The following is a 24,202-nucleotide window of genomic DNA, read 5'->3' on the forward strand; positions in this document are numbered from 1 at the left end:
ATCGAGTTACATTCTAGGGCCTCAGATAACGACCCTGGCGCAATGCACGGGGTCCTGCCACCCACCGATGGAGACTTCCATGCATCCAGTTGTAGCGCGCGTGACCGAGCGCATTGTCCAGCGCAGCGCAGACACCCGCGGCGCCTACCTTGCCGGCGTTGACGCCATGATTGCCCGCAAGCCCGCACAAGACCGCATGGGCTGCGCGAACCTGGCCCACGCCTACGCTGCATTGCCGGGCTCGGACAAGTTCAAGGTCACCGTCGAGAAGGCGCCCAACATCGGCATCGTCACGGCCTACAACGACATGCTCTCGGCGCACCAGCCGTACCAGAGCTACCCCGCTATCCTGCGTGATGAGGCCGCCCAGCTCGGTGCCACGGTGCAAGTGGCCGGTGGCGTGCCCGCCATGTGCGATGGTGTGACGCAGGGTACGCCCGGCATGGAGCTGTCGTTGTTCTCCCGCGATGCTATTGCCATGGCCACTGCGGTAGCGCTGTCCCACGATGTGTTCGATGGTGCACTGCTGCTGGGCGTGTGCGACAAGATCGTGCCCGGGCTGTTGATTGGCGCGCTGCACTACGGCCATCTGCCCTGCGTGTTTGTGCCTGCAGGCCCCATGGGCACAGGCCTGTCGAACAAGGAAAAATCCAAGGTGCGCGAGCAGTACGCACAAGGCTTGGTGGGCCGTGACGAACTGCTCAAGGCCGAATCGGCCGCGTACCACAGCCCTGGCACCTGCACGTTCTACGGCACGGCCAACAGCAACCAGATGCTGCTCGAAGCCATGGGCCTGCATGTGCCCGGTGCAGCGTTCGAGTCGCCCGGCACCGAGGCGCGCGAGGCCTTCACGCGCCAGGCGCTGCGCACGGTGCTCGACATCGGCAAGCGGGGCAACCGCTTCACCCCCATCGGCAAGCTGGTGGACGAGCGCTGCATCGTCAACGCCATGGTGGCCCTGCTGGCCACGGGCGGCTCCACCAACCACCTGATCCACTGGGTGGCGATTGCGCGCAGCGCGGGCATCCTGATCGACTGGACGGACTTTGACGAACTCTCGTCGGTGGTGCCCCTGCTGGCCCGCGTGTACCCCAATGGCGATGCCGATGTGAACCAGTTCCAGGCGGCGGGCGGCCCGCCCTGGATCCTGCGCGAGCTGCTGGCGGGTGGCTTGATGCACCCTGATGTGATGAGCGTGAACGCGGGCGGCATTGCCGATGGCGGCAAGAGCGCACCGGCGGTGTCGGGCGACACCTCGGTGCTGCGGTCCGTGAGCGAACCCTTCTCACCCACCGGCGGTCTGCGCCTGCTGCAAGGCCGCCTGGGCCGCGCGGTGATCAAGGTGTCGGCCGTACCCGAAGACCGCCACATCGTCCAAGCCCCAGCGCGAGTTTTTGACTCGCAAGAAGCCCTGCTCGCAGCCTTCAGCGCTGGCGAGGTGAACCAGGACATGGTGGCCGTGGTGCGCTTTCAGGGCCCGCAGGCCAACGGCATGCCAGAGCTGCACAAGCTCACGCCCCCGCTGGCAGTGCTGCAGAACCAGGGCTTCCAGGTGGCGCTGGTCACCGACGGCCGCATGAGCGGCGCCTCCGGCCGCGTACCGGCCGCGATCCACGTCACGCCCGAGGCCCTGGCCGGTGGCCCGCTGGCCAAGGTGCGTGATGGCGACATCGTGCGGGTGGATGCGGTGGCTGGCACGCTCGATGTGCTGGTGGACGACGCCGAGTGGGCCGCACGCGCCCCGGAGCCCTGCAGCGCCCCATCACCCATCGGCTTCGGCCGCGAACTCTTCACCAACTTTCGCCGCCACGCAGGCGGTGCCGAACAAGGAGCCTGTACATGGCTGTAACCCCTGCTTCCGCCCCCATGAATCCCCTCGACATCGCCAGCCATGGCCCGGTCATCCCTGTCATCGTGATTGACCGCGTGGAAGACGCGCTGCCCCTGGCCGAGGCCCTGCTGGCCGGTGGCGTGAAGGTGCTGGAGGTGACGCTGCGCACCGCTGCCGGTCTGCCCGCCATCGAAACCATCGCCCGCAACCTGCCCGAGGCCGTGGTGGGCGTGGGCACGGTGCTCAACGCCGATGACGCGCGCCGCGCGAGCGAAGCCGGTGCGCGGTTTGCCGTGAGCCCCGGCTACACCTCGGCCGTGGGCAGCGCCTGCAAGGGCCTGAACCTGCCGCTGCTGCCCGGTGTGGCCACATCCAGCGAGATCATGGCGGCGCTGGCCGATGGGTTCTCGTTCCTCAAGCTCTTCCCGGCCGAGGCCGTGGGCGGCATCCCGCTGCTCAAGTCCTGGGCCAGTCCGTTTGGCCAGGTGAGCTTTTGCCCCACGGGTGGCATCACCAACGGCACTGCCTCCAACTACCTGGCACTGCCCAATGTGCGCTGCGTGGGCGGCTCATGGCTTACGCCCACCGATGCGGTGCGCGCGGGCGACTGGGCGCGCATCACCCAGCTGGCGCGCGACACCCAGGCATTGCGCAAGGCGGCTTGAGGGGCTCTGGGCGCTGGGTTTGCAGCCAAAAGCGCCTGGTGCGCTAGTGCAATATGCACCAAAAGCTATCAAAATGAGAGCAAAGGAGGCGCTGACACTGTGGCGCCAGCGGTACGGTGTCTCCGCTGCGCGCGCCGAGTTGGCTGGACTTGTCGCAGCGCCCCTCTATCATGGCCACGCGGGGATACCCCGTGACCGAGCAATGATTGTTCAAGAGAGGGAATTCGCTATGGATTTTGTTTCGGCTGTCAAAAGCTGCTTCGCGCAGTACGCAGGGTTTTCGGGCCGTGCGCCACGCTCCGAGTTCTGGTGGTTTGCGTTGTTTCAGTTCGGGGTGCTGGTGATTGCCACCATGATCAGCCAGGTGCTGTATGGCATTGCCGCGCTGGCCCTGCTGTTGCCCGCGCTGGCCGTGGGGGCTCGCCGCTTGCACGATATTGGCCGCTCCGGCTGGTGGCAGCTGCTGTCCCTCACCGGTATCGGCACCCTGGTGCTGATCTACTGGTGGGTACAGCCCAGCGGCGAGTAAACCCACGGCAGGCCAGCGGCCCGAGTTGGCCCCATAGAAAAACAAAAGCCCGCAGACCGTAAGGCCTGCGGGCTTTTGTGTAGTGGGCTGCGCAGTCAGCACGGGGCTGCTGCGCAGGGGCCAGGCAATTACATGCCCATGCCGCCCATGCCACCCATGCCGCCCATGTCGGGCATGCCGCCGCCAGCGCCGGCTTCTTCCTTCGGAGCCTCTGCCACCATGGCTTCGGTCGTCAGCAGCAGCGATGCCACGGAGGCAGCGTTTTGCAGGGCCGTGCGGGTGACCTTCGTGGGGTCCAGAATGCCCAGTTCGAGCATGTCGCCGTAGGTGTCGTTGGCAGCGTTGAAGCCAAAGTTGCCCTTGCCAGCCAACACTGCGTTCACCACCACCGAGGCTTCGCCACCGGCGTTGTTCACGATTTCGCGCAGAGGAGCTTCCACTGCCTTCAACACCAGCTTGATACCGGCGTCCTGGTCAGCGTTGTCGCCCTTGATCGAGTCGCCCACAGCTTGCTTGGCACGCAGCAGAGCCACGCCGCCACCAGCCACAACGCCTTCTTCCACAGCTGCACGGGTAGCGTGCAGTGCGTCTTCCACGCGGGCCTTCTTTTCCTTCATTTCGACTTCGGTGGCAGCGCCCACCTTGATCACAGCCACGCCGCCAGCCAGCTTGGCCACGCGCTCTTGCAGCTTTTCGCGGTCGTAGTCGGACGTGGCTTCTTCGATCTGCACGCGCACTTGCTTGACGCGGGCTTCGATGTCAGCGGCAGCGCCAGCGCCGTCGATGATGATGGTGTTTTCCTTGCCCACTTCGATGCGCTTGGCTTGGCCCAGGTCGGCCAGGGTGACCTTTTCCAGGGTCAGACCGACTTCTTCAGCGATGACCTTGCCGCCCGTCAGGATGGCGATGTCTTCCAGCATGGCCTTGCGGCGGTCGCCGAAGCCAGGAGCCTTCACAGCCACAACCTTCAGGATGCCGCGGATCGTGTTGACCACCAGCGTAGCCAGGGCTTCGCCTTCGACTTCTTCGGCGATGATCAGCAGGGGACGGCCAGCCTTGGCGACTTGTTCCAGCGTGGGCAGCAGGTCGCGGATGTTGCTGATCTTCTTGTCGAACAGCAGCACGAAGGGGTTGTCCAGAATCGCGGATTGCTTTTCGGGGTTGTTGATGAAGTAGGGCGACAGGTAGCCGCGGTCAAACTGCATGCCTTCCACGACGTCCAGTTCGCTGTCCAGCGACTTGCCGTCTTCCACGGTGATCACGCCTTCCTTGCCAACCTTGTCCATGGCGTCAGCGATCAGCTTGCCGATGGTTTCGTCGGAGTTGGCGGAGATCGAACCCACTTGGGCGATTTCCTTGGAGGTGGTGGTGGGCTTGGAAGCCTTCTTCAGCTCGGCAACCAGGGCCGTCACAGCCTTGTCGATACCGCGCTTCAGGTCCATCGGGTTGATGCCGGCGGCCACGTACTTGAAGCCTTCGCGCACGATGGCTTGTGCCAGCACCGTAGCGGTGGTGGTGCCGTCACCAGCGTTGTCGCTGGTCTTGGAGGCCACTTCCTTCACGAGCTGGGCGCCCATGTTCTGCAGCTTGTCCTTGAGTTCGATTTCCTTGGCCACGGACACACCATCCTTGGTCACGGTAGGGGCGCCGAACGAGCGCTCCAGCACCACATTGCGGCCCTTGGGGCCCAGCGTGACCTTGACCGCGTTGGCCAGGATGTTCACGCCTTCAACCATGCGAGCGCGGGCTTCGCCGCCGAAAACTACGTCTTTTGCTGCCATTTTGGAGCTCCTGAAAATTTGATTCAAATTGGCTGCTGGCGCTTATTCAAAACGCACCAGCAGCTATGAAAAGATGAGTGATTCAGAGGGGAGAGAAATTACTTCTCAACCACTGCAAACAGGTCGTCTTCCTTCATGACCAACAGCTCGTCGCCCTTGACCTTGACGGTCTGGCCCGAGTACTTGCCGAACAGAACGCGGTCACCGACCTTCACGTTCAGGGCGAGCACTTCGCCCTTGTCGTTGCGCTTGCCGGGGCCAACGGCCAACACTTCACCTTGATCGGGCTTTTCGGCGGCGTTGTCAGGGATCACGATGCCGGAAGCGGTCGTGGTTTCGCTTTCAATACGCTTGACGATCACGCGATCGTGCAGAGGGCGAAGGTTCATTGCAATGCTCCTGTTTTCAGTAAAAAAGCTGAGGGATTCAATCAGCCCCGGCCATCCGGGGCCACCAAACTGCCAGCAGGGAGCGCGGTGTTAGCACTCGTCTGCGGTGAGTGCTAATGATACGGGCATTCTGGTCCATTTCAAGAGCATCAGAAGCATCGCTTGTATGTCGGAGATATTTGCTTACTTGTTGGTAAGCCGGTGTGGGGCCTTTGGGGCTCTCTGAAACGGCCCTGCACCTACAATCTTTCCCACACGGCGATGGTGGGCGTTTGCGTCACGCATGCATGTGCAACTCCGTGGGTTGCAGTGACCCAGCCATCTCTTTCTTGCTTCCCACTCACAGGCCTGGCTTTTGGGTGTGCGGAGTTTTACCGATTCAGGAATCTGATGGCGTCCCTGCAATTCACGACCGCGCTGATGGGCATTGGCCTTGCCGCGCTGATTTTGTACCTGATCCGAAGAGATCATCTCTACGTCATGCACGGCCTGTTCTGGGTGGCGGTGGCTGCGGCTGCGGCCGTGCTCGGAGCGTCCCCCGGGCTCATAGACTGGCTGGCACTTCGGCTGGGTGTGGCCTACCCCCCCGCATTGCTGCTGCTGTTGGCGTGCGTGGTCCTGTTGATCAAGGCCCTGCATAGCGACATGGTCAATACCCGTATTGAGCGCGATGTTCGCCGGTTGAACCAGCGCTTGGCCATGCTGGAGGCCGATCTTGCGCATAAGTCCGCTGAGCGTCCCCACGATCAAGACCTGCTCTAGTTTTATGAATGCATCCTTGAATTTGTTGTTGCCTGTGGTTCTGTGTGGTGGGTCTGGCACGCGCCTGTGGCCGCTGTCGCGCGAAACTTACCCCAAGCAGTTTTTAGCCCTGGCCGGTGCGCGCACCATGCTCCAAGATACGGCACTGCGCTTGCAAGGGCTGACTCAAATCCCCGTGGCGGAGGCGCCTATCCTGGTCTGCAATGCTGAGCACCGCTTCTTGGCGGCCAGCCAGCTGATGGAGGCAGGCATACACGGCGCGCGCATCGTGCTGGAGCCTGCGGGCCGCAACACCGCGCCCGCGCTGACCCTGGCTGCCTTGCAAGCTCAAGCTGAAGAACGTGGTGACCCGGTGTTGCTGGCTATGCCCGCTGACCACGTGATGGCCAATCTGCCAGCATTTCACGGCGCCATCGAGCAGGCGTTTGCCATTGCCAGCGGTGGCGCCATGGTGACCTTTGGCATCGTGGCCGACAAGCCAGAGACCGGGTACGGCTACATCCAGTGCGGAGAAACAGTGCCGGGAGGCAGTGCCCACCACATCGCCAGCTTTGCCGAAAAACCCGACGCAGCACGTGCGCAAAGCTACCTGGACGCTGGCAACTACCTGTGGAACAGCGGCCTGTTCATGGTGCGCACCAGCGTGTGGCTCAAGGCCATTGAAAGCTGCCGTCCCGACATCTTTGTCGCCTGCGCGGCCGCCATGGCCGATGCGCAAAAGGACGTGGACTTCATCCGTCCATCCACCGAAACCTTCAGCGCATGCCCCGCAGACTCCATTGACTATGCCGTGATGGAGCGACTGCCCACCCGCCCCGACCTGGACATCCCGGCCTGCGTGGTGCCGCTGCAGGCGGGCTGGTCTGACCTGGGCGCGTGGGATGCCCTGTGGCAGGTGCGGGAGCAAGACGCGCATGGCAATGCGCACGTGGGCGACACCATTCAGCACGGCTGTTCCAACTCGCTGCTGTTGTCCAGCAGCCGCCTGGTGGCTGGCGTGGGGCTGGACAACATCGTGGTGGTAGAAACCGCCGACGCCATCCTGGTGGCTGACAAACGCCAAACCCAGGACGTCAAACAGATCGTTGGCAAACTGCGCGAAGCAGGGCACACCCTGACCCAGACGCACCGAAAGATCCACCGCCCCTGGGGCTGGTACGACAGCATCGACAGCGGCGAGCGGTTTCAGGTCAAGCGCATTGTGGTGAACCCAGGAGCCAGCTTGAGTTTGCAAATGCACCACCATCGGGCAGAGCATTGGATAGTAGTTCAAGGTACCGCAGAAGTGACCAACGGGGATAAAACATTCTTGCTGGGTGAGAATGAATCAACCTATATACCCCTCGGACATGTCCACCGATTAAAAAATCCAGGAAAACTGCCCTTGGAGATTGTTGAAGTGCAATCGGGGGGGTATTTGGGGGAGGACGATATTGTGAGGTTTTCTGATAATTATGGTCGCACCCAGTAGCGCGAATGCCAAATTGTTAGTTTTTAAATAAAATTGAATTGATCATGAAGAAAAAAAATGCACTAATTACTGGTATTACAGGTCAAGACGGTGCTTACCTTGCAGAATTTTTGTTGCAAAAGGGCTATGAAGTTCATGGTATTCGCCGGCGCGCGTCTTTGTTCAATACAAACCGGATTGATCATCTGTATCACGATCCTCATAACAAAGGCTACGACCTGACCCTTCATTATGGCGATCTGACCGACTCCTCAAGCCTGATTCGGATCGTTCAAGAGGTGAAACCTGACGAGATATACAACCTAGCCGCACAAAGCCATGTGGCTGTATCGTTTGAGGAGCCTGAATACACAGCTAATTCAGATGCTCTGGGCACCTTGCGGCTATTAGAGGCAATTCGTATCGCCGGCCTGAAGGATAAAACAAAATTTTATCAGGCCTCAACGTCAGAACTTTACGGGCTAGTTCAAGAGATTCCACAAAAGGAAACCACCCCCTTTTATCCGCGATCGCCTTACGCAGTTGCAAAAATGTATGCGTACTGGATTACGGTGAATTATCGCGAAGCCTATGGTATGTATGCCTGCAACGGCATACTTTTTAACCATGAATCCCCAATTCGCGGAGAAACATTTGTTACTAGAAAAATAACTCGAGCACTTGCTCGCATCAAACTTGGGCTGCAGGAGTGTCTATATTTGGGTAATATGAATGCGCTGAGAGACTGGGGGCATGCACGTGACTATGTGGAAATGCAGTGGCTGATGCTGCAGCAGAATGTTGCAGAAGATTATGTGATTGCCACAGGTGAGCAGCATTCTGTAAGAGATTTTGTGAACTGTGCTGCTGGGGAAATTGGGATACGGATACGCTGGGAGGGCCATGGCGTAGAGGAAAAGGGCTATGACACTGCAACTGGAAAATGCATAGTTGCGGTAGATCCCCGATATTTCCGGCCGGCTGAGGTAGAGACCTTGCTTGGCGATCCTACTAAGGCCAAGATGAAGCTCGGTTGGGCGCCACGTACGTCATTCAATGAGCTCGTTTCAGAAATGATGCGAGAGGACTTGAAAGGCGCCCAGCGTGATGATCTGGTTAAGCAACATGGATTCAAATACTTCAACCACCATGAGTGAGACGCCGAAATTGATTCCCGTTTATCGGCCTTACTTCAGCGGCAAAGAGAAGGCCTATGTCAACGAGTGTTTAGACACTACATGGATTTCTTCCAAGGGTGAATTCATTCAGCGTTTCGAGCAAGGATTTGCCGACTATATAGGTGCTGAGCACGTCACCAGTGTCTGCAACGGAACCGTTGCGATACATCTTGCGCTGGAAGCCCTCGGCGTGGGACCAGGGGATGAGGTGATTGTTCCGACGTTCACCTATATTGCATCCGTTAATACTATTCTTCAAACTGGTGCGACACCTGTGTTTGTTGATTCACTGGAGCTTACTTGGCAGATTGACCCCGAAGATGTAAGGCGGAAAATAACGCCGAAAACCAAAGCTGTGATGGTGGTGCATTTGTATGGCTTGCCATGCGACATGGACGCAATTGCCGCGCTGTGTGAAGAGCACCAATTGCTCTTGGTAGAGGATTGCGCAGAAGCCTTCGGGACTCGCTACAAAGGACGGCATGCTGGTACCTTCGGTGACATCTCTACGTTCAGTTTTTTTGGCAATAAAACGATCACCACTGGTGAGGGCGGTATGGTGGTGGCCAAAAACCAAAAAACCATACAAAAGGCATTTCACCTTAAAAATCAGGGTGTTTCGCAAAGCCGAGAGTATTGGCACGATGTGGTTGCATACAACTACCGCATGACCAATATTTGTGCCGCAATAGGGCTTGCGCAATTAGAAAATGTAGAAGAAATTTTGCATAAAAAACGGCAAATAGCCCGCTGGTACAAAGAAGGTTTGGCAGGCTTGCCATTGATATCTCACAATGAAAGACCAGAAACGATCCATTCTTTCTGGATGTGTTCTGTTGCGCTAAATGACCGCTTGCAGCGCCAGCCATTGCGTGATTTCTTGAAATCGCATGGCATAGAGACCCGTCCTGTGTTCTATCCCGCCCACACCATGCCTCACTGCGCTACGGGTCAGAATTTCCCGGTCGCAGAGTCTTTGGCGGCACGCGGAATTAATCTTCCGAGTTATCCAGGGCTAAATAAAGAAGATGTGAATTTCGTGATTGAAAAAATATTTGAGTTTTTCAATCGATCTGTGCAATGAAATAGTTGGTCATTACTTCTAAAGACTGGTATCGATTGGTAATTCCATGGGCCTGAAACCAGTCTTTACTTTTGTGCAAAGCATTTAAATAGGTTGGTGTGCGCTTTTAAATTTAATAAGGCGCCGTGATATGAAGCAGAACTACATACAAGGTGTTTGGCGAGCGCGCTATTTTTGGTCGCATCTTGCACTGGCGGATTTGCGTGCTCGATGGCGCCGCTCTTTTTTTGGTGTTCTTTGGTCGGTGATTCAGCCTCTTGGAATGACTTTGCTGTTGGCGGTGGTGCTCAGCAAAATGTTCAAGTCCGATATTTACACATACGCTCCCTACATTCTTTCTGGAATCATATTTTGGGAGTGTGTTATGGCTTGTGTGACAGGTGGAGCATTGTCTTTTGTGCAAGCAGATGCCTACATTAAGCAATGCAGGCATCCTTTGGCAATTTATACATTGCGAACGGTGCTAACCAGTCTGATTGTTCTGGCCCTGGCGTCAACGTCACTTTTGGGTTGGTCGGCCATTGTGTTACCCCAAAATATCGGTGTGCATTGGTTGGCTATGTTGACTGTGTTCCCGCTCATGGGTCTCATTCTTTGGCCATTATCTACATTGCTTGCCTACATTGGAGCGCGCTTTCGTGACGTACCACATGCTACCGGGCTGGCTATGCAGGCGCTTTGGTTTTTGTCACCTGTTTACTTTGAGGTCAAAATGTTCCGACAGGGGGGGATGGCTTTTTTGGTGGACTATAACCCGGTGTATCACCTTCTGCAAATCGTTCGCGCTCCATTGCTCGAGGGTAATTGGCCTACAGTTGAAAACTATTTATTCACTCTTGCCACGGCCGGTGTTATTGCGGTTGTTGCTTATTTGGTCGGTCGGTCAGCGGAGCGGAAGGTGATTTTTTATTTATGAAAACGCCATATATCAAGCTCAATGGTGTGAATTTGCATTATGCGTCAGTTGCATTTAAGGAGCGCTCTTTAAAGTCTTTGCTTTCAAACGCTTTTAAGCTGGGTTCCAAACGGGCGGATATCAAGGATGTTCATGCGCTCAAGAATATCTCTCTTGAAATCAAAGGAGGGGAGCGTGTTGGTCTTTTGGGCCACAATGGGGCCGGGAAAAGCACTTTTTTGAAGACGGTGGCTGGTTTGTATCCGGTGTCAGCGGGAGATGTTGAAGTCCATGGCGAGGTGCGGTCTTTGTTTGACCTGAGTATGGGCTTTGAACCTGATGCGACTGGTAGAGAAAATGTTTTGTACAGGGGGTTGCTCCTGGGCTTGTCGCCTTCTTTCATGCGCCAGAAGGAAGCCGAGATAGTTGATTTTGCTGGATTGGGTGAGTTTATTGATTATCCTATCAAAACTTATTCTGCCGGCATGCAGGTTCGGTTGGCTTTTGCAATATCAACCGCAGTGGGGGGGGATATATTGCTGTTGGATGAAGTAATTGGTGCGGGTGACGCGAATTTTATGGGGAAGGCGCGGGCGAGAATTGCTGATTTGGTGGCGGCCGCAGAGATTTTAATTTTGGCCTCGCATGATTTTGGGGCATTGTCAACCTTGTGCGCACGCGGATTGGTCTTTCATCATGGAAGCATTGTTTTTGATGGGCCTATTGCTGCAGCCATACATGAGTACAAAAAAATCAATGGTTTGACGGCTTGATCGAAAACCAGCAGCACTGAAAATTGAGAATCGCCCCATGGAAAATAATCGACCTTTGCGCGTAATGTGGTTGCTTAACCATACTTCCGCCAGGAAATTTGAAATTCCCATGCTCAAGAGAATGGGCGTTCAGGAGTTTTTCCTTCCCAAGAGTTTTCCGGGTGATCCTTCCTTTCGCAGCGCCTCTGTTGATTGGTCCGAAGATAGTCATTTGAGTATTCCGGCAGAAGACTTGCAGGTGTTGAACAATACGGACTGGTATGCAGGGGCGACTCCGGATGCGTGGCAGATCGCCGATCGCTACTTTGATATCGTTTTTTTCATCCTGACCGACGCTGCCCTGATTGAAAATGCCTCACGTTATTTTAAAGGAGTACTTGTTTGGCGCGTTTTTGGATTCATTCAGGCTTGGACGCAATATAAATTTCTTCGGACTCTTTCGCCTAACGGACGCGCTAGACATGCGATAGAGGCGTTGAGCAAGCGCTTTTTCTTTGGCGAAGCCTATTCGCATTTGGCCGACAAGGAGCCTGATTTCTTGCAGGGTCGCCGCATCTTTTTGCCCCTGGGGTTGCCTGACACCACCAGCGCAGGCGGTTGGGAGGGTAAGGACGCGAGAATTCTTTTTGTATGTCCAGACATAGCACTCAATCCTTATTACAAAAAGGTGTATGCCGACTTCAAGCGCAACTTTGGTGATTTACCTTGCCTGATTGGCGGCGCGCAGCCTGTGGCGGTGGATGATCCAAACGTCTTGGGGTTTGTGCCCCGCGAACAGCATGAGCACAACATGAGGCAATTGCGCGTCATGTTCTACCACAGTGATGAACCGTGCCACCTTCACTATCACCCCTTGGAGGCTGTGAGATCTGGGATGCCTCTGATCTTCATGGGTGGAGGTTTACTCGATCGAATGGGCGGTCTTGGTTTGCCCGGCCGCTGCACATCGGTTCGTGAGGCCAAAGAAAAGCTGCGTCGCTTGCTGGCTGGTGACGCATCTTTGATGGCCCAGGTGCTCAACAGCCAACCCGTGCTGCTACGCAATATGTCCGTGGAGCATTGTCTTGCAGGTTGGAGTCTGGGTTTTACTTTACTTAAGCGGGCTGCCATAGCCGCCCGGGAGGCAACAACTGCACGGCCTTTGGCGGCACAGCGTCACAAGCGGGTCGCCGTGATACTGCCGGTGGCTTACCGTGGTGGAACTTTGCGCGCAGCCAAGTCGTTGGCCCAGGCCTTGGTGATCGGCAGTGCCCAACAGGGCGAGAAGGCCGATATTACTTTGCTGCATGTGGATGATTCAGTTACTTACAGCGAAGAAGATTTCTGCGATCTGGACGCAGCAGTGCATAGGCGTCCTTTCAAATGGAAAGAGCTAAACGCATCCGAGGCGCGCCGGGCTATGCGCTATGCCGGCTACAAGGATTGGGAGCCAACATCCAACACGTACCTTGTTCCGGACGATGGCATCCAGCAGCTGCAGGATTGTGATGTGTGGTGCCTGGTTTCTGATCGCCTGCAGCACCCATTACTGCCTATCAAGCCCGTAGTCATGGTGGTGTATGACTACCTCCAGCGTTATTGGGTGCAATTGCAACCGAACGCAGATCTCAGTTTTATTCAGGCAGCCAGGGCGGCGGACAGGGTGCTGGTCACCACGGATTTCACCCGCCAGGATGCGGTCCAATATGCGGGGCTCGATCCCCGTAAAGTTCGGCAAGTTCCTATGTTGGCATCGCTGTTTAAGCGGCTGGATTTAGCTCCTCGGAGGGAGGGTAAGCCGCTTTACTTTGTTTGGAGTACCAATTTGGGGCCTCATAAAAATCATGGGCGGGCAGCACAAGCCCTGAAGGTCTATTACGAGGAATTGGGCGGCACATTAAATTGCGTGCTTACCGGCGTCAATGTGGCTGAAATATTGAACAGCACTGCGCCGCATCTGAGTGATTTTTCGGAAATTCTTTCTCAAAGCAAGAAAACCCGCCGTGCTGTCAAAATCAAAGGCGAGCTCCCTGATCGGGATTACCAGCGCAAGCTGGCACACGCTCAGTTCCTTTGGCATCCGACTTTGTTGGACAACGGTACTTTCTCTGCCGTGGAAGCTGCTTGTCTGGGTACACCGACCTTATCAAGCGACTATCCCGCCATGCGTGAAATGAACCAACAGTTTGGGCTTGCCATGGCTTGGATGGATGGGACATCTGCCCGAAAGATGGCAGAGGCGCTGAAGTGGATGGAGATGAATGCTGAAGCCCGGCGGCAACAACTACCCAGTATGGACAGGTTAAACGAGCAAAGTGTGGACAAACTGGCTGGTTTTTACTGGCGAGAGATACAGCCATGTCTGTAAAACATTACGGCATTTACCTTGCTTTCCCCCCTACGATAGATTTACGAGCACAAGGGTTGGGTCGGCACTTGGCCATGTTCCTTAAAGGAGCGCAGGGCCTGGGCGATGTGCACTTCACAATTCTGTGTCCGAGTTGGTCATTGGAAGCCTTGCATGCACTTTTTGAAAGCGAGCAGGTACCAATATCTGCTATCCAAATTGTCTCGCCAAGGGGCAAGCCTTATATCTTGCGACTGTTTGAGTGGATACGAGCTTATCGAGCCAAAGCTAAGAAAAGGTCATGGTTTTCGCGATGGCTGGGCTCTGCGGCCAAGGCCTTTAGAGTGCTCATGGGGCGTTTGGCACATCGCGCAGTTGCCGTGGACAACGTTGCATCATTCTCGCGCTTTATGTTGGAGCTGGGTTTGTGGGCCCTATTGGCTTTGCCCGTGGTTTTGGCGGCCTTGCCTTTTGCCGTACTGTGGCTGTTTGTCAGGGCGGGGATAGCAACATTAAGACGCGTTGCACGTGCGAAGAACAGCACTGCAAGGCGGTTGATTGCCATTTATTTGCTTGCCATGCGTGCTTTGAGTGCGCCAGAGCGTCAGTCATGGGTGCTTCACCTCTTTGACGCCATGCAGGCGCATGAAATTAGGCGCATGCATTGCTTGGCGGCCAATCTCACCGATGTCAAGGCCTGGTATTGTCCTACAGCCTTTTGGCCGTCTTTTCATGAGATCAAGGCTCCGCGCTTGATGTGCGTACCTGATGTGGTGCTTTCGGATTTTGTTGTGGCGTTTGCCCAAGTCGGAGGAGATCTCTTTCATCAGACATTTGAGGCCCTAGAGTGTGCAATCCGTTCTGGCGATCATTTCGTCACCTACAGCGAGCACATCAAGTGGAACACTTTGGTTGGCCAATATGGCGTAGAGGCGAATAAGGTCGCAGCCATTCCCCATGCGCCCAATACATTGAACGCCTTGGTGGATATTAGGGATTTTACAGAGCCGCATTTGGCGTCCCGGCAGTATTGCAAAAACCTGCTTAGATTGGCGTTACAAAAAAATGCCAGTTTGGAATATACATCGACGTTTCGCAATGAAGATGTGAAATTCCTATTTTACGCCAGCCAATTCCGGCCCAACAAAAATATTATTACCTTGCTGCGCGCATACGAATATCTGTTGCGTAGTCGCAGCATTGGCCATAAATTAGTTTTGACTGGTAAACCGCAGCAACTCCCGGAAATTGACCGCTTTGTGAGTGAACGACGGCTAGAAAACGATGTGATTTTCCTGCACGGCTTGAGCGTTGAGCAACTTGCTGCGTGCTATAAGCTTGCTGATCTGGCTGTGAACCCTAGCCTGAGTGAAGGGGGTTGTCCGTTCACATTCACTGAGGCTTTGTCGGTGGGTACTCCGGTCGTTATGTCCGATATTCCCGTGGCCAAAGAGGTGTTGGTGGACGAGACGTTGCAGAATGTGATGTTTTTTGATCCTTACGATTGGAAAGATTGCGCGGCCCGAATCGAGTGGGCGCTGAAGCATCGAGAGCATTTGCTCGCGATTCAAATACCGGTTTATCAGCGATTGACGCAACGCACCTGGTCAGACGTAGCCAGAGAGCATATCGATAAGCTCGAGCAAATTGCACAAGATATGCGGCAAGGCATGGCTGTATGACGGGTGTTCAACTGCGTAAGTCCCACCCTAGGGGACTCTTGATCTTGGGCTTTGGCGGGCATGCGCGTGCAGTGGCAGATGTGGCCATTGCCATGGGCATTACCGAACTGGCTTTTGAAGATGCCAGCGCGCGCAGTGGTGAGCACTTTCAAGGTTTCCGGGTTTTCCCGGTGTGGGAGCTACCGTTACCTGATGGATGGATGGCTTTCGGTGCCGCTGGGCACAGCGCCCAACGCCAGGCGCAGCTAGCGCGGATACGCACTGCAGGTTGGCCACTTGCGACCCTGGTTGCTCCCAGTGCGAGCTTGGGCGTAGCGTCCACCATAGGTCCAGGAACTATCGTTGGTCAGCAAGCACATGTTGGACCGATGGCGGTGGTTGGCGATGGTTGCATTATTAACTCAGGGGCTGTTGTTGACCATGAAACAAAGGTTGGCGACTTTACTCATATTTCGGTTAATGCTTCAGTCGCAGGCCGCTGCTCTATTGGCCGTAATGTGATGTTGGGTGCCGGAGCCACTGTGATCGATAAGGTAGCCATTGGTGATGATATTGTGCTTGGAGCCGGAGCTGTTGTGCTCAAGAATTTAATTCAATCTGGAACCTATGTTGGCGTGCCAGCCAGACTTTTAAATGAACGGTAGATTGATTTTGTTTGATTGCTATATATTCTGAATTTATTGAGTTTCTTGGTAAATAATGAAATTTATTTTTGATCTAGACGGAACGCTCACTTTGCGTGAAACCTTGCCAGAAATTGCGCGGGCGTTTCATATGGAGGACAAGATCAACGCTCTGACTGCACAGGCTATCCGTGGGGAAATTCCTTTCATGGAGGGTTTCATTCGGCGTGTCAACCTGCTAGCACATCTGAGTGTGGCAGATGTAGCTGCTGTTTTAGAGCGTGTGGAAGTCAACCAACCCTTGGTTGAATTCATTGCGAAAAATGCTGCAGACTGTGTGGTGGCTACAGGCAACTTTGAGGGTTGGATTGAGGGGCTCTGTAAAAAAATCCCTTGCGAAACAGTCGCTTCCAAGGGGGAAGTAGATATCCGGGGATGTGTACGATTAACCCAGATTCTGAAAAAAGAAGATTTGGTCAAGGCCTATCAAGCGCGTGGTGAAAAAGTGGTTTTCATTGGCGATGGCAATAACGATGCCGAAGCCATGCGATTGGCGGACGTTTCCATTGCATGCGGTATCGTGCATAAGCCGGCCCCGTCTGTGATGCAAGTCGCAGACTATGCTGTATTTGACACTGCGGCGCTACTTCGGTTATTAGAGCAAATTCATCAACCCTGCGCTGGTGTATCGGTCGTGATCAGTGCTGCTGGCGTGGGTTCACGCTTGGGGCTTGGACAAACCAAGTCGCTTATTCGCTTGGCAGATAAGTCGCTGATCGAAATTCAACTCAAGCAATTTTCCGCAGTGCCCGATGTGAGGATCGTTGTGGGCTTTCAGGCGCAGGATTTGATTGACGTTGCCTTGCAAAGTCGACGCGACTTAGTTTTTGTTTTTAATCACGACTACTTTCATACCAAAACTGGTGCCAGTCTGTACCTTGGTGCCAGGCATGCCAATGAGTGGGTAGTGGCTTGGGACGGCGACTTACTGGTGCATCCAGACGATATTGAACAATGCTTGTCCGGTGGTGCAAATTATGTTTGTGTGAGCCAGAAAGCCAGCGAAGACACGGTTTTTGTCAAAGTTGACGCGCAGCAACGTGTGATGGCCTTTGCTGACGACGATGGGGACTTCGAATGGTCTGGACCAGCGTGCTTTCATCGCTCTCAGGTGCACTTTACGTCAGGTCATGTCTACGCTCTGTTAGAGCCCTTGTTGCCTCTACCGTGTAAGGTCATCCGTGCGCGTGATATCGACACTTATGAAGATTACAAAAAGGCGGTAAATTTTGTATCCTCATGGCAGCATGGTAATGCTAACATCCATAAATATTACGAGCAGTTGGCGAAAAAAATTCATAAACCAATTGAAACTCGTAACAAGTCACCAGATTTTTCGGCTTTCGATATTGATTTTATACGCCGTTTCTCTGGTCAGTCCAAACATCTGTTGGATTTGGGTGCTGGAACTGGATTGCTGATTAACCCCCTGATCAAAGAGTTTGGTCGTATCACAGCGGTGGAAAAATATCCGCAGTTTAGCCGTTTTATTGCTCGGGAACCCCATGTAGAGTTGATTGATGCAGATCTTAATGACTTCGATACATCGGAGCGGTTCGATCTCATCACAATCTTTGGTGTGATGAATTTCTTTAACCGAGACGAAGCCTTGAAACTGTATCGCAAGGCTATTCGGTGGCTGCAACCAGGCGGTGTGCTTATCCTCAAGCACCAAATGGGAATCCAAGAAGATGTTTTGGTCGATGGATATTCTGAAGAGCTTGGTGAAAAATATTATTCTGAGTATCGTTGGATACAGCGCGAAATACAATTGGTAGCAGAGGCGGGCTTTGTCGTCGATGAGCCTGTTGATATCTACCCTGCGGCTTTTAATCGTTGGCCCAATACACATTTTTACGCTTTGGTGTGTCATCCCAATTTGCAGTCTGCGTTGTCAAGTTGATCGGCATCGATTGAATTGACTCTTATATGAAGCGCATAATATCAAATTGGTTGGTGGGGTTGTTGCATCCCTTATTTGAACGGCTGCGCACCTACTTCAGTGCATCTACAGTGATAGCGCTTGAGCAATTGCGACAGGAAGTTCGCGAATTGCGGCAATCCATCATCGAACCTGCAGCGAATTCCATGACGGGTATATCCCTGGAGGCACCCGTAACGCCACAACATGCGCTTCATGATGTTGCGCCGGAACATGTGCACGCTGGTCTATTGCACAGCCTGCATACCCAGTGGTGGTGTCATGGTGATCTATTGCAGCGATGTCGCTTGGTGATTGCCTGTCCGCTGACGGCAGAGGCCGCTTGCGGTTTATTCCAGTCTGCAGAGGTCGTGGTAGTCGCAACTCAGAAAGACTGGGCAGATGTGCTCACTGGGCGCCGATGGGATGCCATTGCAGTGGTAGGGCTGGACCTCATGAAGTTAGCGCTTCAGTCTCCACAGGTGCCGTTTCAATTGATCCGAGCCTGTCGATCCGACTTGTTTTATTTTTCGCAAGTCCGTGATGACCTTGCCACCCAACGGCGGTCTTTACACAAGATCGGGTTTTTTGAAATTGCCAGTGTCTTATCCGATGGTGAACTAGACCACATTACCCACGGATGGTCTGCAGATGGTGATTTTTTGCTGCTTGGCAGCCAGCCAGGCTTGTCAGGGACAGGGGGGGCTTGGTGTTTGCACCGTGCAAGTCGGCTTGGTCAGCCAGAAGGAGTCAGGACGACCAAGTGGCGTAGCGTTTTGAATAGCGGTTTGCGCGACAGCGCCTTGGGCTGGATAGGGGCACAGAATACCTTATCACTGTCTATTTACCAAAATGATGCTGATAAGGCCATAACCACTGGGTACTATCAGAAAATACAGGCGGTCATGCAGTGGCCGTTGCATCGTGTTGAGGGCCATGCATCGTTGGTGGGGGCTTACCATGGACCAGGTGATACGGCGATGGTACTGGCCATGATTCAATCGATCCAGCCCGGCACCGCTGTGTTATCGATTTGGTTGCACGACGGCGCGTGGAAATGTCTTTCAACGAAAGAAGTCCCGCCTGAAGAATGCCAAATCCAGGCAGAGTGTGTGCGGATTACTTGTTGGCTGAATCTGACCGCTACACAAGTGCGTGCTGGCTGTGGTCCCCACCCATTGATTGAACTACCGGTAGCACACGGACTATATGCTGCGGCGGCTGGAATACGTGTGTATGGCCAACATATTGCTGTCAGTGAATTTGGTTTCCACATGGATCAAGATTGTGGCTGAAGTTGTTTTGTCCGGTGTGGCCTCTGAATATGTTCTTGGTGATTTGGCTGATTATTTGCGGAACCAAGGACATCGAGTGCATGAAATTGATTTCGCTTCTTTCAAGGGTGACGCTGTAGGGCTCCTTCAATATTTAAGTAATAGTCAGTGTACATATATTACCTCAGCACACACCAACCTCACTACAATGACCGCAGGGATGTTGGCGCCCTTGTTTGCTAAACACTATCCAAAATACTTGGCTCCGTTAGAGATTTTGGGGATTTTGCGTCCCTTGCGTTCGATTTATATTCCTCATGACTTGTTAACGCCTTTTGGTGATGGCAATCTTAATGAGTATCGCTACCTTGACTTGTTTGATCACATATTTGCGCCTTTTCCAGCGCCTGCATTACAAGCTGTGGTTGGCAGGCAAACGCAAGTACATGCAGCTGGTTGGATCAAACACGCTAAAGTGAGTCCACCAAGGGTGCCGCAGAGTGGCACTGGGGTTGCCGGTACGTTACCAGGGCAGACACCAACCGTTGCCTTATTTATCAGCATGATCGAACATCTGCGCTGGCGATACGGTGATCAGGGTGTGTTTGAATATTTTGAACCATTGTTGGGGCCCAATGTCATTGTCAAGCTACCGGCATGGAATGGGGTTGATAAGATAGAGAATCTATTCAGAAAACATCCGCACTGTCGTGTATTTTCTTCGGTAGATAATTCTGTTGATTTGATGCATCGAGCGGATATTGTTGTTTGTAATGGTGCTTCGTCGATTCATGCGGAGGCTAATTTGTTGGGGCTTCCCGCCATTTGTTTGCTCGATGATGAAGGTATTGCGGCAGCAGAGCAGCGGAGTAAATTAATAAATCTGCCGCATATTTATTTTCATGATTATAAAAGTCGAAGTCCGTTGCCTTGTGATTTAATTTCTCATCTTCTTGAGGTGAGTGGGTCGGAGAGGGTGTCTATTTTCGATTATAGTCGAGTGGAGGCTATAGTCTCAGGACGGGATTAATTTATCTAGGCTGGACCATTCAGGTAAAATCGCAGTAATAACAAGTTGGTGTTGATTTCCTCGCAGAAGTGACCCACCAACCCCCGTTGGGTTTTGTTTGCGTGGAAATCAACCGTATGCGCAAAGCTGTGAGGACACTGCGCACCCGCGTCGGCCGCGTGCATCGTGAGGTCACCCGCCCACTGCACATGCTGCGCGAAGCGGCCAAGGCCAAAGTCCAGGACCGGCTGCAGCGCACGGGCCGCACCTCACCCAGCGCACCAAAGGCAAGAACAAGCTGTAAGCCCTGCACGCGCCCCAGGTCGAATGCATCAGCAAGGTCAAGGCAAGGACACCGCAAGAGTTCGGCGTGAAGGTCTGCATTGCCACCACGTTGAAGGAAGGGCTGGTGGTGGGCATGCGCTCCATGCCTGGCAACCCCTACGACGGGCATACACCGGCCGAAACGCCGGAGCAGGTGGGCATCCTCACCGGCACGGACAAGCCGTCAGCCACGGCCATCGTGGACAAGGGCTACCGTGGCGTGAAGGTTGAGGGCGTGCGTGTCCTGATGTCAGGCCAAAAGCGTGGCATCACCCGCCCGCTCAAGGCCATGATCGAAAGGCGCAGCGCCATAGAGCCGACTATCGGGCACAAGAAGATGAATGGGCGGCTTGCCCGCAATCCGCTCAAGGGCGCACTGGGCGATGCGCTGCGCGCGGCGATGTGTGGCGCTGGGCACAACCGGCGCCTGATCCTGGCCGCGCTGCGGCTTCTATGCGCCGAGTTCGGGTTGTCGATGCAGGCGGTCATCGCAGCGCTGCTCGCCCCTGCGCTGGAGAACCAACATGCTTGCGGCTGAGAACGGAATTTTTCAGGACGAACTTGATAATAGGTGTAGCAGCAACTGTTTCACAAGTGACCGTATGGACGTTCGGGATGCTACAAATGGTTTGCGCATTGCTCAGCAGGGCGCTGAAATACTGCTGGTTGATGATGGCTTCAAAAGTTTGACTCCATAAATAGGTCTGCTGGCGACCCATTTGAGTTCCTCGTTGGGAGCGCAACCATTCAGCACGCATTTTTGGAGGTGCAGGTATTCCTGCAGCCTGCTAGGTTGTGTTATGAGGTAAACGCATAAAGAACATCTTCGCGATCTCCCCAGTTATTGCACGTGTTGTTCCCAACCACGTTCACTGTTTTGTCTTGTGCCTGTGCGGCCAAGAGCAAGGCATAAATCGACTTTCCTTGCGCCGTTGCCAGATTGATGGCCCATTGATCATTATTTCCACAGGTGGGAGAGCCTGATTTTGTGCCCACGGTAAAAAATAAATAATTGCTGGAGTTAATGATCATGGTGGTAACCTTGCCACTCGATGATCCTGCGTGGCTTGAGCAGGCGATCGTAAAAAAAATTGTGGCTGCGATGGTTTTTGTGCTGACTTTCATAATTCCTCTTAGTCAAATAAAAGCAATTGGATTGCAGGAAGAATATTGATTTTGGTTTTGGTGGTTGAAGACTTCTGGTAGCTCGCTGACAGTGTTAATCCATCAAAGCTTTGATAGCTATTAATCATTATGTAATAAACGCCGGCGACCGGGTTTGGAAACGTGCATGACTCTGTATTTCCATTTACATATGGTCTGCAGTCGTAAGAGCTGAGTGTGGGCACTTGCCCTAACTTCACATACAAATCCGCATCGCCGGTGCCGCCACTCATTTGGACGACAAGATTGCTGGCACCCGTCGGTACTGTCACTGAAAAATATTGAGTTGACCCCGCAACCCCCGACAGGTTATTTTGCAGTAGTGGGGTAGATGTGGTGCCTCCGTTGGTGGCGTTGAACTGTGCATTCACTGTTGTGTTGGCGTTAATGGTGAATGCGCATGAGCCAGTGCCGGCACAGGTTCCACCGCTCCAGCCTGCAAAAGTGCTACCAGCTGCAGGGGGGGCAACCAAAGTCACCGTGGCACCCAATGCAAGCGATTCGGTGCAGTTGGCCCCGCAATTCAACGAGCCTCCTGAGCGCACTACAGTACCGCTACCGGTGCCTATTTTTGCAATCGACAATAAACCTGCGGGTGGAGCCGTGAAGGTGGCTGTAATTCCTTTATAGGAGTCCATGGTCAAAATACAAACACCTGTACCGGTACATCCACCACCAGACCAACCGGCGAAAACGTACCCAGCGCCAGGTGTTGCGGTTAGAGTGACGGCGGCACCTGAGGTAAAGGACTCTGTGCAGTCGATCCCGCAATTGATACCTGCAGGGTTGCTGGTAACCGTACTAGTCGAAGCGCCAGCGCCTGCTTTAGTAACGTACACATCGTAGGTGCTGGCAGAGTCAAGGGGTAAGTAGAGTTGAGCCTCTGCTGTCATAGCACTGGGCACACGCGAAGGGTTGACGCCATAGGGATGGCTTGTACCGAAAGTCCACGCGATATTGCCAAAACTACCATTCAACAAATGGCAGTAGCTCATGATGGTGCCATTGCGTTGACCAGCGCCACCTCCCGTTGTGGAGCTCAGGCCTGGCAAGTACCCAAATTGGTTGGTCCCGCCGAGTGCGGTGCTGCACTGGCTCGGGCCATCGGGCGAATAGCAGCAGTCAATGGCTCCGCCGCCAACGTTGGGAGACGGAACTACAGCGGGGTTGTCAAACTCATGAGTGTGCGAGCTGCCAAATGCATGACCAATCTCGTGTGCAACAACAACCGAGTCCCAGATTACCTGTGGGTTGTTGGGGCTAAAGTTGCCTGCCAAGCTGGCGCTTACTCCATAGCCGTAGGAAGGTATTCCCAATGTGTCAATGTAAGCGATTCCCCCGCCCGCGGGCTTGCCGCTCATTAGGTGGACATGGTGGCGGGTAATCGATGCATAAGAGCCACCGTTCCAGGTTGTTCGCAGTTCTGAAAGCATCGCACTGGTGGACGTGGCACTCCACGGATCGCTGACGGTGCTTCGAACCAATATTTGCTTGAGGTTAAATCTGGTGGATATCTCGGATTGGTAGCGACTGCTTACGTAGGTAAACAGATCCACTATGTAGTTGAACGTCGCTGATTCAGTGCCTTTGAGTTGAAAGAACTCATAGTCACTGTCCACAATAATATCCGCACGCCGCATGCCAGTTGCTTTGATGGTGGCTGCATCTGTCGCACCTGGTGCACCGGACTCCATCATTTTTCGCAGCATGAGTTTTTGCTCTTGGGCATTGCCACGGACAAACTCAGGCGTTACACCGCAAGAAAAACTACGATCAACAAAGTCTTTTTCATGATCCACTGCCCTCGATTCGGCTTTGCCGCCGTCACGATCGACTGCAGGTAGTAATTCGTTCAAGACGGTGTCTTGGCCCTGGTGGATGATGGTACGAATTTCGCCTTGAGGAGTCACCGTGGCATAGGCGTAGCTGCCTGGCTGACCTTGAACAACACCGACAAAGTGCGCGTTAATTGCCAGTGGGTAGGCGCGGGCGCCTTTATCGTCAAATACGGTGTACTGCGTGGCGGCGCTAACTACCTCAGAGCGGTAAAGCTCCAAGTTAACCACCCTGGGGCTGGCATCATTGACGCGAAGGTTTTCAATGCGCAGCGCTTCCCCGGGCCTGACATCCAGCGCTGCTTTAGCGATTTTTTCGGAGGGGGCCTGACCTGGCACGAGTTGCATCACATGCTGCGCCTGCGCGGCTGCAGACAACAGTACCAAAACAGTGGCGGATAGAGCCGTTAATGCGCTGCGCCACGCTGAAATCAAAGGTCGTGTAGATTTGTTCATCGCTTACGTGTGTTACGCCGTACTGGCTGTTGGGCGACTGGTGCCGATGTTTACTCTTTGCTGCGAATGTATGGTGCAAGTCGGCCACGCCAGTGCTGGTACTGAAGCACTCCCACGGCGGACTCCACAGCACTTCCTTCAACATTACTATTGAAATGCAGGAGTCTGTATTCAGTCTATGCCTCCTGCGG

At 54.2% G+C, this 24,202-nt stretch carries 20 protein-coding genes and 1 pseudogene; 16 read left to right on the forward strand and 5 right to left on the reverse strand.

What is annotated here, in order from left to right:
• Positions 1-79 precede the first annotated feature (79 nt).
• From edd to ASD75_RS06235, 3 genes are all read left to right on the forward strand, one after another.
• The gene (gene edd / locus ASD75_RS06225) at positions 80-1,849 is read left to right on the forward strand and encodes a phosphogluconate dehydratase (protein ID WP_056744075.1); all 1,770 of its coding nucleotides are present in this window, start codon (positions 80-82) and stop codon (positions 1,847-1,849) included.
• Positions 1,840-2,496 carry a bifunctional 4-hydroxy-2-oxoglutarate aldolase/2-dehydro-3-deoxy-phosphogluconate aldolase gene (eda, locus tag ASD75_RS06230; RefSeq protein WP_056744077.1) on the forward strand — a complete coding sequence of 219 codons (657 nt, stop codon included), beginning with the start codon at positions 1,840-1,842 and terminating at the stop codon, positions 2,494-2,496. The genes edd and eda overlap by 10 nt, the downstream gene beginning before the upstream one ends.
• A gap of 229 nt (positions 2,497-2,725) precedes the next feature.
• Entirely contained in the window at positions 2,726-3,025 is a 300-nt protein-coding gene (locus ASD75_RS06235; protein ID WP_056744079.1) for a DUF805 domain-containing protein, read from the forward strand.
• 128 nt (positions 3,026-3,153) lie between these two features.
• Here the strand turns inward: ASD75_RS06235 and groL are convergent, their stop codons facing one another.
• Positions 3,154-4,806 (reverse strand): chaperonin GroEL, encoded by a 1,653-nt coding sequence (gene groL, locus ASD75_RS06240; RefSeq protein WP_056058489.1) that lies wholly within the window; start codon positions 4,804-4,806, stop codon positions 3,154-3,156.
• A 98-nt stretch (positions 4,807-4,904) separates the two neighbouring features.
• On the reverse strand, positions 4,905-5,195 hold the full coding sequence (locus ASD75_RS06245; protein ID WP_056058492.1) for a co-chaperone GroES: 291 nt from the start codon (positions 5,193-5,195) through the stop codon (positions 4,905-4,907).
• 390 nt (positions 5,196-5,585) lie between these two features.
• Here ASD75_RS06245 and ASD75_RS06250 point away from each other — a divergent pair, with 390 nt between their 5' ends.
• The 13 genes and pseudogenes from ASD75_RS06250 to ASD75_RS06290 form a co-directional block, all read left to right on the forward strand.
• Entirely contained in the window at positions 5,586-5,957 is a 372-nt protein-coding gene (locus ASD75_RS06250) for a DUF2304 domain-containing protein (protein WP_056744082.1), read from the forward strand.
• A 4-nt stretch (positions 5,958-5,961) separates the two neighbouring features.
• The gene (locus ASD75_RS06255) at positions 5,962-7,428 is read left to right on the forward strand and encodes a mannose-1-phosphate guanylyltransferase/mannose-6-phosphate isomerase (RefSeq protein ID WP_056744084.1); all 1,467 of its coding nucleotides are present in this window, start codon (positions 5,962-5,964) and stop codon (positions 7,426-7,428) included.
• Between the two features lie 44 nt (positions 7,429-7,472).
• Complete coding sequence (gene gmd, locus ASD75_RS06260; RefSeq protein ID WP_056744087.1) at positions 7,473-8,564, forward strand: GDP-mannose 4,6-dehydratase; 1,092 nt, start codon at positions 7,473-7,475, stop codon at positions 8,562-8,564.
• A complete protein-coding gene (locus ASD75_RS23160) occupies positions 8,557-9,669 on the forward strand; it encodes a DegT/DnrJ/EryC1/StrS aminotransferase family protein (protein ID WP_162251078.1) in 1,113 nt (370 codons plus the stop codon). Before gmd ends, ASD75_RS23160 begins: the two co-directional genes overlap by 8 nt.
• A 130-nt stretch (positions 9,670-9,799) precedes the next feature.
• Positions 9,800-10,585, forward strand: a complete 786-nt coding sequence (locus tag ASD75_RS06265; RefSeq protein ID WP_082564913.1) for an ABC transporter permease — start codon at positions 9,800-9,802, stop codon at positions 10,583-10,585.
• Complete coding sequence (locus tag ASD75_RS06270; RefSeq protein ID WP_056744090.1) at positions 10,582-11,337, forward strand: ABC transporter ATP-binding protein; 756 nt, start codon at positions 10,582-10,584, stop codon at positions 11,335-11,337. The genes ASD75_RS06265 and ASD75_RS06270 overlap by 4 nt, the downstream gene beginning before the upstream one ends.
• 37 nt (positions 11,338-11,374) lie before the next feature.
• Complete coding sequence (locus ASD75_RS06275) at positions 11,375-13,684, forward strand: glycosyltransferase (RefSeq protein WP_056744092.1); 2,310 nt, start codon at positions 11,375-11,377, stop codon at positions 13,682-13,684.
• Complete coding sequence (locus tag ASD75_RS06280; protein WP_082564914.1) at positions 13,675-15,345, forward strand: glycosyltransferase; 1,671 nt, start codon at positions 13,675-13,677, stop codon at positions 15,343-15,345. Before ASD75_RS06275 ends, ASD75_RS06280 begins: the two co-directional genes overlap by 10 nt.
• On the forward strand, positions 15,342-15,989 hold the full coding sequence (locus tag ASD75_RS23165) for a NeuD/PglB/VioB family sugar acetyltransferase (RefSeq protein ID WP_082564915.1): 648 nt from the start codon (positions 15,342-15,344) through the stop codon (positions 15,987-15,989). The genes ASD75_RS06280 and ASD75_RS23165 overlap by 4 nt, the downstream gene beginning before the upstream one ends.
• A 55-nt stretch (positions 15,990-16,044) precedes the next feature.
• A complete protein-coding gene (locus ASD75_RS23170; protein ID WP_082564916.1) occupies positions 16,045-17,931 on the forward strand; it encodes an HAD-IB family phosphatase in 1,887 nt (628 codons plus the stop codon).
• A 26-nt stretch (positions 17,932-17,957) separates the two neighbouring features.
• Complete coding sequence (locus tag ASD75_RS23605; protein ID WP_156400950.1) at positions 17,958-19,244, forward strand: hypothetical protein; 1,287 nt, start codon at positions 17,958-17,960, stop codon at positions 19,242-19,244.
• Positions 19,186-20,253 carry a hypothetical protein gene (locus ASD75_RS23610; protein WP_156400951.1) on the forward strand — a complete coding sequence of 356 codons (1,068 nt, stop codon included), beginning with the start codon at positions 19,186-19,188 and terminating at the stop codon, positions 20,251-20,253. The genes ASD75_RS23605 and ASD75_RS23610 overlap by 59 nt, the downstream gene beginning before the upstream one ends.
• Before the next feature lie 104 nt (positions 20,254-20,357).
• Positions 20,358-21,094: pseudogene (locus tag ASD75_RS06290) on the forward strand (IS5/IS1182 family transposase); the annotation flags it as partial.
• On the opposite strand, the gene ASD75_RS23615 reads toward ASD75_RS06290, so the two are convergent.
• From ASD75_RS23615 to ASD75_RS23625, 3 genes are all read right to left on the reverse strand, one after another.
• Positions 21,042-21,275 carry a hypothetical protein gene (locus ASD75_RS23615; protein WP_156400952.1) on the reverse strand — a complete coding sequence of 78 codons (234 nt, stop codon included), beginning with the start codon at positions 21,273-21,275 and terminating at the stop codon, positions 21,042-21,044. The pseudogene ASD75_RS06290 and the gene ASD75_RS23615 sit on opposite strands and share 53 nt — an antisense overlap.
• A gap of 79 nt (positions 21,276-21,354) precedes the next feature.
• Positions 21,355-21,681: a hypothetical protein gene (locus ASD75_RS23620; RefSeq protein WP_235511556.1), complete on the reverse strand. Its 327-nt coding sequence runs from the start codon at positions 21,679-21,681 to the stop codon at positions 21,355-21,357.
• Between the two features lie 8 nt (positions 21,682-21,689).
• Positions 21,690-24,011 carry a pre-peptidase C-terminal domain-containing protein gene (locus tag ASD75_RS23625; RefSeq protein WP_156400954.1) on the reverse strand — a complete coding sequence of 774 codons (2,322 nt, stop codon included), beginning with the start codon at positions 24,009-24,011 and terminating at the stop codon, positions 21,690-21,692.
• Positions 24,012-24,202: the final 191 nt, after the last annotated feature.

It is taken from the genome of Acidovorax sp. Root568, assembly GCF_001427445.1.
In the GTDB taxonomy this organism is placed as follows: Bacteria; Pseudomonadota; Gammaproteobacteria; order Burkholderiales; family Burkholderiaceae_C; genus Acidovorax; species Acidovorax delafieldii.